At 35.9% G+C, this 11,010-nt stretch carries 12 protein-coding genes; 9 read left to right on the forward strand and 3 right to left on the reverse strand.

Features of this window, described 5'->3' with window-relative positions; all coding sequences use genetic code 11:
- Positions 1 to 125 precede the first annotated feature (125 nt).
- From FTV18_RS15090 to FTV18_RS15105, 4 genes are read left to right on the forward strand one after another with little or no spacing between them, the layout of a single operon-like run.
- Entirely contained in the window at positions 126 to 665 is a 540-nt protein-coding gene (locus FTV18_RS15090; protein WP_180018704.1) for a spore coat U domain-containing protein, read from the forward strand.
- 24 nt (positions 666 to 689) lie between these two features.
- Positions 690 to 1,439, forward strand: a complete 750-nt coding sequence (locus FTV18_RS15095; RefSeq protein ID WP_145755959.1) for a molecular chaperone — start codon at positions 690 to 692, stop codon at positions 1,437 to 1,439.
- A 37-nt stretch (positions 1,440 to 1,476) separates the two neighbouring features.
- On the forward strand, positions 1,477 to 3,822 hold the full coding sequence (locus tag FTV18_RS15100) for a fimbria/pilus outer membrane usher protein (protein WP_180018707.1): 2,346 nt from the start codon (positions 1,477 to 1,479) through the stop codon (positions 3,820 to 3,822).
- Complete coding sequence (locus tag FTV18_RS15105) at positions 3,813 to 4,799, forward strand: spore coat U domain-containing protein (protein ID WP_145755957.1); 987 nt, start codon at positions 3,813 to 3,815, stop codon at positions 4,797 to 4,799. Before FTV18_RS15100 ends, FTV18_RS15105 begins: the two co-directional genes overlap by 10 nt.
- Before the next feature lie 12 nt (positions 4,800 to 4,811).
- On the opposite strand, the gene FTV18_RS15110 is transcribed toward FTV18_RS15105, so the two are convergent.
- Both FTV18_RS15110 and FTV18_RS15115 read right to left on the reverse strand, forming a co-directional pair.
- Positions 4,812 to 5,282, reverse strand: a complete 471-nt coding sequence (locus FTV18_RS15110) for a spore coat U domain-containing protein (protein WP_166134623.1) — start codon at positions 5,280 to 5,282, stop codon at positions 4,812 to 4,814.
- A gap of 232 nt (positions 5,283 to 5,514) precedes the next feature.
- Complete coding sequence (locus FTV18_RS15115) at positions 5,515 to 6,174, reverse strand: plasmid mobilization relaxosome protein MobC (protein WP_180018709.1); 660 nt, start codon at positions 6,172 to 6,174, stop codon at positions 5,515 to 5,517.
- Positions 6,175 to 7,137: 963 nt separating this feature from the next.
- On the opposite strand from FTV18_RS15115, the gene repM reads away from it, so the two are divergent.
- The 3 genes from repM to FTV18_RS15130 are packed head-to-tail and all read left to right on the forward strand — an operon-like array spanning position 7,138 to position 8,819.
- The gene (gene repM / locus FTV18_RS15120; RefSeq protein WP_001208779.1) at positions 7,138 to 8,088 is read left to right on the forward strand and encodes a replication initiation protein RepM; all 951 of its coding nucleotides are present in this window, start codon (positions 7,138 to 7,140) and stop codon (positions 8,086 to 8,088) included.
- Positions 8,081 to 8,656: a plasmid replication DNA-binding protein gene (locus FTV18_RS15125; protein WP_180018711.1), complete on the forward strand. Its 576-nt coding sequence runs from the start codon at positions 8,081 to 8,083 to the stop codon at positions 8,654 to 8,656. The genes repM and FTV18_RS15125 overlap by 8 nt, the downstream gene beginning before the upstream one ends.
- A gap of 19 nt (positions 8,657 to 8,675) precedes the next feature.
- Positions 8,676 to 8,819, forward strand: a complete 144-nt coding sequence (locus FTV18_RS15130; RefSeq protein ID WP_001125246.1) for a hypothetical protein — start codon at positions 8,676 to 8,678, stop codon at positions 8,817 to 8,819.
- A gap of 182 nt (positions 8,820 to 9,001) precedes the next feature.
- Here FTV18_RS15130 and FTV18_RS15135 read toward each other — a convergent pair whose 3' ends face one another.
- Positions 9,002 to 9,568 (reverse strand): helix-turn-helix transcriptional regulator, encoded by a 567-nt coding sequence (locus tag FTV18_RS15135; RefSeq protein ID WP_179993434.1) that lies wholly within the window; start codon positions 9,566 to 9,568, stop codon positions 9,002 to 9,004.
- A gap of 322 nt (positions 9,569 to 9,890) precedes the next feature.
- On the opposite strand from FTV18_RS15135, the gene FTV18_RS15140 reads away from it, so the two are divergent.
- A complete protein-coding gene (locus tag FTV18_RS15140; protein WP_218945583.1) occupies positions 9,891 to 10,091 on the forward strand; it encodes a type II toxin-antitoxin system HicA family toxin in 201 nt (66 codons plus the stop codon).
- Positions 10,092 to 10,098: 7 nt separating this feature from the next.
- A complete protein-coding gene (locus FTV18_RS15145) occupies positions 10,099 to 10,425 on the forward strand; it encodes a hypothetical protein (protein WP_180018702.1) in 327 nt (108 codons plus the stop codon).
- Positions 10,426 to 11,010 lie beyond the last annotated feature (585 nt).

The raw sequence follows: 11,010 nt of genomic DNA on the forward strand, positions 1-11,010 counted from the left end.
AATCAGCGTCGGGTGTGCCGTCCAGGATACGAGTTAAAGTCGCTTAAAATAACGTCAATAAATATTGAAAAAGTCATAAAATGTGATATGTTTCACACTCTATTTTTTAGTAGTAAAATTTTTTTATGAAACTATTAAAAAATAACAGCAAGTTTTTAAAAAAACCATCTGTTTCATTATTAATAGGCCCTTATATGAAAAACTTTATCACTACCGCATTATTAGCTTCTTCTGGATTATTTATAGCAGGACAGACGAATGCTTCTACTAAAGTTGCGGATACAACCTTCCAAGTTAAAATTGAAGTTGTATCAACATGTGCGATCAGTGCTACAGATATCGATTTTGGTCAAGTAAATAGTGGTATCGCAGCAACAGATAAAACAGGTAATCTAAATGTAACCTGTACCAGTCAGACACCCTACAGCGTTGGTTTATCTAGTAGTGGAAAAATGACTCATACGACTGACCCTACGTCTAGCATTGCTTATCAATTATTTAAAGCATCCAGTGATACAGCAGAGTGGGACAACGACAATAATCGATATTCTGCAACTGGTTCAGGTAGTGTACAGACTATCCCGGTAGTTGCTAAATTATCTGGCTCTACAAATGTACGCGCTGGTAACTATGCAGATACCGTCACAGCCACAGTAACTTATTAATTTTTATTATCGTAAAGAGTCCACATGAAAAAGCCAGCCAAATTCTCTCATGTATTCCACATTTGTGGTGCAGGAATCTTGGCAGCTAGTATTTTTATAACACAGGCGCATGCTGCCAGTTTGCAAGTTGCGCCTATTTTATTAGAATTTTCACCGCAAGAAAAAGTCAAAGAACTTTGGTTGACCAATACAGGTAATGAGAGTATTCGTGCACAAGTACGAGTGAACGCTTGGACACAAAGCAATCAACAAGATATTTTAACAAACTCCAAAGATCTAATTGCTAGTCCTATGGTCATTAGCATTCCTGCCGGACAACGGCAATTGGTTCGATTGATCCGCAATACTCAAATAGCAAATACGACTGAACAAGCTTATCGCCTCATCGTGGATGAATTACCTAACTCCCAGACTAATGTACAAAGTGGTCTACAATTGTTACTCAAATATTCCATTCCTGTTTTTTTAAAAGTATCGGACATTAATGATACAGATCAAGGCATAACATCCCTGCAAGGTATGAGCTTTAAATATAATAAGCAAACACTAACAATCAACAATCAGTCTGGTCATTATAAGCGCTTTAGTCAGTTTGCCTACATGGATGCGCAAGGCAAAAAAATACCAATTCAAATGGGATTGATGGGTTATGTACTTAGTGGGAAAAGCATGCAATGGAAAATTCCAAATAATATAAATGTTACGCGTGGTGGAAAGTTTATAGCTGTAGTTAATATGGATCTTCGTGAACAAACTCTACCATTATCTCCCTAATACAAAATAAGCTTTAGGGATAGGGAGTTTCTGATCATTGAATGTTCGAGCAAGCAATTTTATACTTGCAGGAATGATGCTGGTCACAGCACCGACAACATTTGCAGAACAATACTCATCCAATATAGCCAGTGCGATTCAACAGGAATTGTATTTGGATGTAGAAGTAAATCAGTCTACACAGATTCAAATTGGTCATTTTTTACAACAAGATCAGCAACTCTATATTGATGTAGCTTCCTTAAAAAATTTCGCCATTACTACCGAGATAGAACCAATCATAATTGATCAGGTATCCTATATCGCACTTGATCAGATTGAAGGGCTAAGCTATAAATATGACGACCTCAATCAAAAAATCTCAATCCAAGTACCTATTACACTGTTAAGCAGTCAACATCAATATGGCTATCAGCATCTGCCTGCTGCAAAAGTTAATCCATTGCATGAAAAAACAGGTGTCTTACTCAATTACACTGCTTTTGCTCAGCAGTATGAGAATATATTTTCTTTAAATGGTTGGAATGAATTTCGTGTTTTTGGGCTATTTGGTGGGGTATTCAGCCTTTCTGGTAACTACCAATATCAAGATAATGCCTTTATAAATCATCATATACTGGATACATATTGGGAAAAAGATATCCCAGAAAAATTGCTTAGACTACGTTTAGGTGATGCACAAAGTAATGCACTATCATGGACACGCTCTACTCGATTGAGTGGTCTTAGCTTATCGAAAAATTTCGCTTTACAACCCTATACCGTGACGACTCCCTTAATGAGTTTTAAAGGCCAGGTAGCATTACCGTCACAAGTGGATTTAATAATTAATGGTATTAAGCAGTTTTCAGAAAATATAGTACCTGGGCAATTTGATATTCAATCAGTACCGAGTATTACAGGTGCAGGCAATGCACAAATGGTCATTACAGATATTAATGGCCAACAGCAAGTACTGAGTATTCCCTTATATGGTACAAATAACCTACTCGCACAAGGCTTAAATGACTGGTCTTTTAATGTAGGTTATCCAAAGTTAAATTATGGCTTATCTTCATTTGATTATGCACAAGATCCTGCATTTAGTGGGAGCTATCGTTATGGAATATTAAATAAACTTACTCTGGAAACACATACTGAATTGACCGATCAATTGCAACAGGTAGGATTAGGCACACTCTATCAATTAGGCAAACGTGCAGGACAGCTTAATCTCTCTTATGCTTATAGTCGTACACCTGAGCAACATGGACAATTATTAGGCCTAGGTTATAGCTGGAACTCTACATTAATAAGTTTAAATTATAATGGACTACGACAGTTTGGTGAGTTTAATGACATTGCCAGCTTGAATGATGCGGCATTTGCCAGTAAATCAGACCAATTTTATATAGGTTTTAATACTAAAATTGGTCAGTTGGGAAGTAGCTATATCCAGCAAAAATACACAGAGCAAGAGAGTAAGTTTGTATTGCTGAACTGGTCTTATATCTTGCCGCGACGTATGAACATGAATTTAGGTTATAGTCATGATTTAATTAATAAAAAAGATAGTTACTATCTATCACTTAATATCCCTTGGGCGCAACGCAACTCAGCCACAGCATCAATACAGCGTAGTCATGATAACCAACAGTTTGGTGTGAATATAATGCATGCGCTAAATCAAGATCAGGGAGGGATGGGATGGCAAGCCATGGCCAATCGTACAGATCAATACTCACAATTTCAGGGGCAGATCGACTATCTCGGTCGCTATGGGTTAGCACAGTTAAATGTGCAACATACAGCATCAGACCAACAAAATAATACCAGCGCTTTTGCCTCAGTCAACGGAGGTTTAGTTATTCTAAAAGATGTGATACTCCCCACACGTTTGAGTAACGGTTCATTTGCTATTGTCTCAACAGATAATATTGCTAGCGTACCGGTGCGTATGGAGAATCGTTTGATTGGTAAAACTAATCAGAAAGGATATTTGCTATTGGATCGTCTAAATCCATATCAGCATAATAGTGTAGCAGTTGATACCCTAAACCTACCAATAAATTTAAAAATAGAAACAACACAGCAAGATGTTGTACCTCGTCAGGCAAGTGGTGTATTCGTTCGTTTTCCAATGTATCAAGTGAAATCCGTTCAATTACAGGCAGTCGATGATCAGGGAGAGAATCTAGCAGTGGGTAAATCTGTTTGGGATATTCAACCATCAATACAGCAGCCTCCTAAAACCATTGTAGCTCATGATGGTATTGTATATTTAGATGATGTGAAAAATAATAAATTATATATTGGCGATGAGCTTAAGCAATGCCAAGTGAATCTTCCTGAAGTTTCCACTCTTGAAGGTTTTAGCGATTTAGGAAGGGTGGTATGTCAATAACTCATCAATTTAACCGAATCAAAGCTTATGGCCTCATCAAGCGTTTAGCTTGTATGAGCTTATTGTTTTTAGCTTATAGCATATGCTCTTCATCTGCTTATGCAGAGAGTTGCTGGGTAAGTGGAGGTAATTTAAGCCTAGGCACAGCGAACATTCAAGGCTCGATGACAGCTTCTACGGATATTACCGTAACATGTAATTCAAACTGGAGTCAGCCCGTGACATATAAGATATGTATGGTAGTTGATAGTATAGATCCAGCGGCTAAAGATCCTCGCACAATGATTAACTATGATAACTATCCTGCTTCCTTATTAAATTATAACTTATATTATGATGTCGCACGAACACGCAAGATACCAAACTCAGACGCTAAAAATACAGCTCAGTGCCAGTCTGTTCAAGTAGGTGCTAATACAGGAAGTCCGAGTACATTGGTCAAAATGTATGGTCAAGTTCTTGCAGGACAAAATGTACCTGCCGGCTCCTATAAAACCAATAGTACGTCCATAAAGCTATACTATGCTTATCGCTATGGCTTAGAAGTACCTTCAGATTTAGAAGCTCTAGCTAGTCAAAATAGCTCAACTAACAATATAGTCGTCAATTCTAACTATGAAAATAGCTGTTTGATTTTATCTGCATCAGATATAGATTTTGGTTCAGTGGAGCTATTGAATAATACTTTATATCGTTCAGGGACTATTCAGTTAGCATGTCCAATGGGTACCAATATGAAGGTAAGTTTAAATAATGGTCTAAATCCATTGGGCTCACAAAGACGTATGAAAAATTCTCTAGGAAGTTATATTCAATACGGTTTATATCAGGATCCAAGTCACTCGAACATTTGGCAGGCGGATACTTCATATTCTGTAACCCACCAGACTATCCCTATTTATGCGATGGTCCCATCGCAAAGCATTAGCAGTATAGGGAAATATTCCGATACCATTACTGTGACTTTAACTTATTAGAAAACTCTATATTTAATAGGTAATCGTAGCAGTAACTGTATCTATATATTGACCGGCAGGAACGTTAGTATCAGGCACTTTCCCCCAAATGGTAATATTTTGAGTTTGTCCTGTACCGTGTTGTGAAAAACGATTTTCAGAGCTGTTTCCCCATTCTTTGCTCATAGATGCATCTTGATAAAGTCGATATGAAAGCTTCAAGGAAGCATCCTGAGTATTCTTTAGTGTACCATCACTATTTAGTGAAATATTGTAAGGCGTACCATTAGTACATGAAACATTTAGACTACCCGTTGCCTGGATATTTTGGGTATTACGAGAAATCGTACCAAAATCTATATTAGAAGTAGAACCTGTGCCGATATCACAAATTTCATTGACTTTTATTTTGACCTGAAACTGTGTGGACTGCCGGTCACTCATGGTATAAGCAGAGACTGAAACTACAGCTAGAATTACAAATGAATATTTAAAAATTTTCATTGAATGTGCCTATATCCAATATAGATAATTATATTAATCTGAATTGTAGAGAGTAAAAAGGTAACTATTTAAAGTAATAGTCTGGATTACGCACTAAATTTCATGATTCTAATCATATTATTCGATTTTACTCAACTATGCTGCCATCTAGTAAACAATTCAAAAATAAAAGGGCAAACAGGCTAGATTTAACATAAAATCTCTTATGCGAAATTTAGTCATGACTAAACTTTTATTCCCATCTTCTCTTATTCTGTTCTAACAGTTTGTAAACGTGACGTATATGAGCTCTGATGAGTTCATGAATGCGACCCACAAAATCACGGTCATATGCCTCATAAATACCTTGATTCATAGCTTTCGCCATCTGATTGAGATTACGTCCTAGAGCTGATAATTCCCCATTAGAGTCTCCTAGCAAATGAGCTTCATCTTGCCCAAAAAAATGAGCATCTTTTGTGACGTTTGCGGTAAGTACAGACAGAATATATTGATTCGTCTTCATTTTGCTTAGGGCTGCTCTTTCATCAATTTTCTTTAATAAACTTGGTTTAATTCTTAATTCTTTGCGTGTGGTTTTTTCAAAAACATCGATCGTGTCTTCTACTTTCTCCCTTTCAGCAATTTTTTCTCTTAACAGCTCCATGATCAATTCATTCGGATCTTGCTGCTCCGCCTGGGCCAAACTAAAGATTTTTTCAGCTAAATCATTATCCAGATGCAAGGAAAAATCCTGTCCAGAAAATGCAGGATCATTTTCTTTTTTATAAGCAGTTTCTAAAGCTTTCTGAAATGGCTCACCTTTCTTAACGCCTTGCTTCTCACACTTTGCCTCCCACCAATCAAGCACCGCTCGATCAACTCTAAAAGAAATCTTATTGTCTTTAGTCATGATTAATTCCGTAAGCAAAGTGATATTTTGCAGCTCCATTTTAGAGTCTGGGTGACAAAATGGCAATTTTAACGGCTGCTGCCTATCCTGCCCTAGAAATCAATTCTTTGTATTTCCCCTATTTTTCTTTGTCATGACTAATTTTTTAAATGATATTCAGGAGTAAGAACTACATTAAAAACTGGTGCAATCAAGCCAATTGAAGATATCTGATTTAAGTTTCTTAAAGAGAAACGCGTAAGCGTGCATTCTGATCTGCTGATCAAAAATGAAAAAATCTCAAAAGCTAGAACCCAGTTTTTTAAATATGATTGAAGATCCCTTTTAAATGTGTTCTAAGGCTCATTTAAATGAAAAGCACCCGTAACTTATAAAATGGTAAATAGGGGCTAAAAATCGCAAATGAGAGCAAATTAGACTATGTTTTCATGCTTATCTTTTAAGAACCGAACGAGTGTCTACGAGTGACGTCCCAAAATTAAAATTCCAGAAGTCTTTTCCCTGATTACAAAGCTGCATAAGTCTATTCTCAACAAGAACAGAGCAAAGCGATTCGAGATTTATGCTGATGTATCGAGCGAAGCTCGAATAAAAAGTTTTATGAGCGAAGCGAATTCCGAGTATTTTTGCTTTTTCTAAAAGTCACGAAAATTTGAATCAAAAATTGCCCCGACGAATCGAGCGAAAGCGAGATTCAATAGAGTTTGAGCGAAGCGAAAACCAAGGGCAATTTTTCCTTCCTTGGGCTTTTAATTATTTTAAAGTTTTTAAATGCTTTTAGGTAAGCTAAAAACCTTGTAAATGAAGGCTCCTAGACTTCATATGACACCGTTTACCTTGCAATATGACACCGTTTACCTTGCAATATGACACCGTTTACCTTGCAATATGACACCGTTTACCTTGCTTATAGCACTAAAATTAATTAAGGTGTCATAGCATAATAAATAATACTGGTGCTTCATGAGAGAATTAGTTGTAAAAGACAATGCTTTAATTAATGCAAGTTATAACTTAGATTTAGTAGAACAACGTTTAATTTTATTAGCTATTGTTGAGGCAAGAGAAAGTGGGAAAGGGATTAATGCTAATGATCCCTTAACTGTCCATGCAGAAAGCTATATCAATCAATTTGGCGTACATCGCAATACCGCTTATCAGGCATTAAAAGATGCCTGTAATGATTTGTTTGCAAGACAATTTAGCTATCAAAAAATAAATGAAAGAGGGAATATTGAGAACTATAGATCCCGTTGGGTTAGTGAAATTGGATATGTAGATAATGAAGCAGTGGTTAAGCTTATTTTTGCCCCTGCCATAGTTCCATTAATTACCCGCTTAGAAGAGCATTTTACTAAATATGAATTGCAGCAAGTTAGTAATCTTAGTAGTGCTTATGCTGTTCGTTTATATGAGTTATTAATTGCTTGGAGAAGTACGGGCTCTACTCCAATTATAGAGCTAAGTGATTTCCGTCAAAGAATTGGCGTACTCGATACTGAGTACAAGCGTATGGAACGCTTTAAAACTAGTGTACTTGAGCTCGCTATTAAACAAATTAACGAACATACAGATATCACAGTGAAGTATGAACAACACAAAAGAGGTCGATCAATTTCAGGATTTTCTTTTAACTTTAAACAGAAAAAGAAGGACAGCACATCAATAGAAAGAGATCCGAATACTTTGAAACTTTCTTCAAAGATGACCGATGCTCAACGGCATATGTTTGCAAATAAACTTTCAGAACTCCCTGAAATGGGTCGCTATTCACAAGGAACAGAAAGCTATCCTCAATTTGCTGTTCGTATTGCTGAGATGCTACAAGACCCTGAAAAAATCAAAGAACTATCCCCATATCTAAAAAAAGTGGGATACATGCCATCAAATAAAAAGGACACCGTAAATGGCTAAGTTATCACTAAGTGAAGTATCTAAAAAATTTCATGTGGATAGATCAACCATTTACAGAGCTGTACGTAATGGACGTTTATCACGCTCCAGTGATGGACAATTCGATCTAGCAGAGGTCATACGATGCTTTGGAGAACCTGAGCAAACATCTCAAAAAATTGAATCATCTAAGCAAGAAGGTGATGAATCTACAAAAAAACTTATTGCCCATTTAGAAAATGAAGTCAAAAAATACCAAGAACGTGAAGAACGGTTAATGCAACAAATTGACCGTATGCAAACACTCATTGAGCTGAAAAGTGTTGCACCTGCCACAGCAGCACCACACCAAGATGCTACGGCATGCGACACCAAGATGCCACAGCATGCGACAACACAACAAGAAACTGATAATAAAAAGAATAATGAATTAAATATTGCAGAAAATGTAGCAGTGCCACAGCAAGAAACTACGGCATACCACACCCAAACGCTACAGCATGCCACGTTGCAAAGTGTGGCAGTGCCACAACACAAAAAACGTGGTTTATTTGGCCGTGTGCTGAATGCCGTCTTTGATAATGACTGAGCAATAAGGGTGAAAGATCATGCCGAAACTGAAAGACATTGCCCTGGGAATTATTGTGGCTCCGCTGCTGATCCCGATCATGCTGATTGCATCGTACCAGGATAAAAAGGCGCTGAAGAAAGAGCTGGATGAATGCCAAAAAGAAAAAGACCAGGCATCCTGATTATTCAATTGACCTAATCAAAGTCGTGGAACATTGATCAAATAATAGGCGTGGAACGTGAAAAATCATAAAAAAAGCCCACCTTGGGGAAGATGGGCTATCAACTAGAAACTAAAGCATTGATTTCTAAAGATAATTATAACGCATTTCGTATAAGGTGTATTATGTTAATTTTAGAAAAATTAAACTTTTAACTCTTCAGTAAAAAGTTTATTTCTTTCCAAAAACTTAACGATATCACCAGCATCTAGACGATATAAATCAGCTAATCGGTCTTCTAATTTAGCATCGCCATCCTCATCGCTGAACGGAATATTAAATCCTTTATTAATACACCCAAACTTTCTTACAGTTCGATAAGAGTCACGTAACATCTCATAACTCTCACTAGAATATATATGATCGACTGTATTCTTCTCATCAAGCTCAGGATTCAGAACATCTTCTTCTAAACGAGTTGGAACTTCTTTATCGTTATAAACATAAATATGCTGAGCATCTAGCTCTTTAACTGTTCGATCAATAAAAGACACTAACTCCAAGAGCGTCAAATTTAATAAGCTTGCTGAGCTTAATAATAATTCTAAAGAAATAGTTCTAATACCAGCTTCATATTTAGATAAAGAGGATGCTGTTGTAACCAATGCATAGGCTAACTCACGTTGGTTAACTCCTCGCAAATTACGTATATAAGATAAGGTAGCTCCAGCTACATCATTTATCTCAACTTTCAAATTGTACTTCTTCATAAAGACTCCTAAAAACTAATTTAAAAATAATTGAAAAAACAAGTTGACGCAAGAAATATTTTTATTATAGCATTATTTACACAGTAAATATTTCCAAAAAGGAAACAACAATGTTAGACATCTTAATCGACATCGCAGCAGAAGTTATCAAAGAAACAGTAAAAGAAAGCCTTAAGTAGGAGAAAAGAAATGCAAGACACATTGAAAGGTTTTATAGAGGTTCTTTTACCAAGACCTCCATTTCCACCCATTTTTTTCTAGCCTAGATATGAATAAGTTTGAAAGATAGGGCTTTAGAGCCCTATCTTTTAAGGGGAATAACATGAAATTTAAAAGATTGAAAACAAAACAGGTTTTAAAGTTAGTTATATCTCTTGGCTGGTATTTCGATAGCCAAAAGGGTAGCCATAAGCATTTCAAGCATCCTATTAGAAAAGGAAAAATTACCATTCCAGATCATGGTGATCTCGATATAGGAACATTAAGAAGTATTTTTGAACAAGCTGGTATAGGAGCTTATTGAGATAATTATGAAGTTAATTATTAGCGCAATTTTTCTATTTTTTTTAGTTGGAAGTGGAACTTTATATTTTCTTTCACAACAAAAGTTAATTCTTACGAATCAGCATAAAGAATTAATGATGATGGGAGAATTTGCTAGAATGAATAAGCTTCAAACAACACAGAAACTTATTCAAGAAGTTAAAAAAGATAGATTAATTAAAGTTCATGAGTTTAATAAAGTAAAAAGAACTTTTACTTCTGAAATGAAAGCATATCTAAAAAGAAATGGACTAAAAAGTCAGACTTTACATATGAAATACAAGGTACAAGAACCAGCACATACATTTATTTAACATAATGGGCGTTATACGAAACGCATATTTTAAATATATAAAAATCATACACTTGTGTTATAGTGGTGATGCTCGACGATATCGAAAAGCTGACTTGGAAACAAGTCGGCTTTTTTATGAGCGGTTTTGGAATGTTTTGCCAATAAATTTGTTTAAAAAGTAATCAATTTTAGCATTTTTCAAATTTTATCAATGCCTCAATGTCCAAAATTATCCACATTTTTTGTGGATAAAATTTAGGCTATTTTGTACGCTCAGGCTTACGTGAATCTCGGCCCTTTGCGGCTATCTAGGATACTGGAACTTTCCTATGATGAACTCATCAGGAACAGGAAGTTCCATAACATAAAACAAAAATTATAAGTTATTGCACATGGACCAGAGGGTACAACAGCACAATCAGCGACAATAAAAAACCCCGGCAGGATGCCGGGGTTTTTTATTATTTAGATTTCTTAAATCAGCGTCGGGTGTGCCGTCCAGGATACGAGTTAAAGTCGCTTAAAATAACGTCAATAAATATTGAAAAAGTCATAAAATGTGATATGTTTCACACTCTATTTTTTAGTAGTAAAATTTTTTTAT

The sequence above is a fragment of the Acinetobacter sp. YH12241 genome (assembly GCF_013417535.1).
Classification (GTDB): Bacteria; Pseudomonadota; Gammaproteobacteria; order Pseudomonadales; family Moraxellaceae; genus Acinetobacter.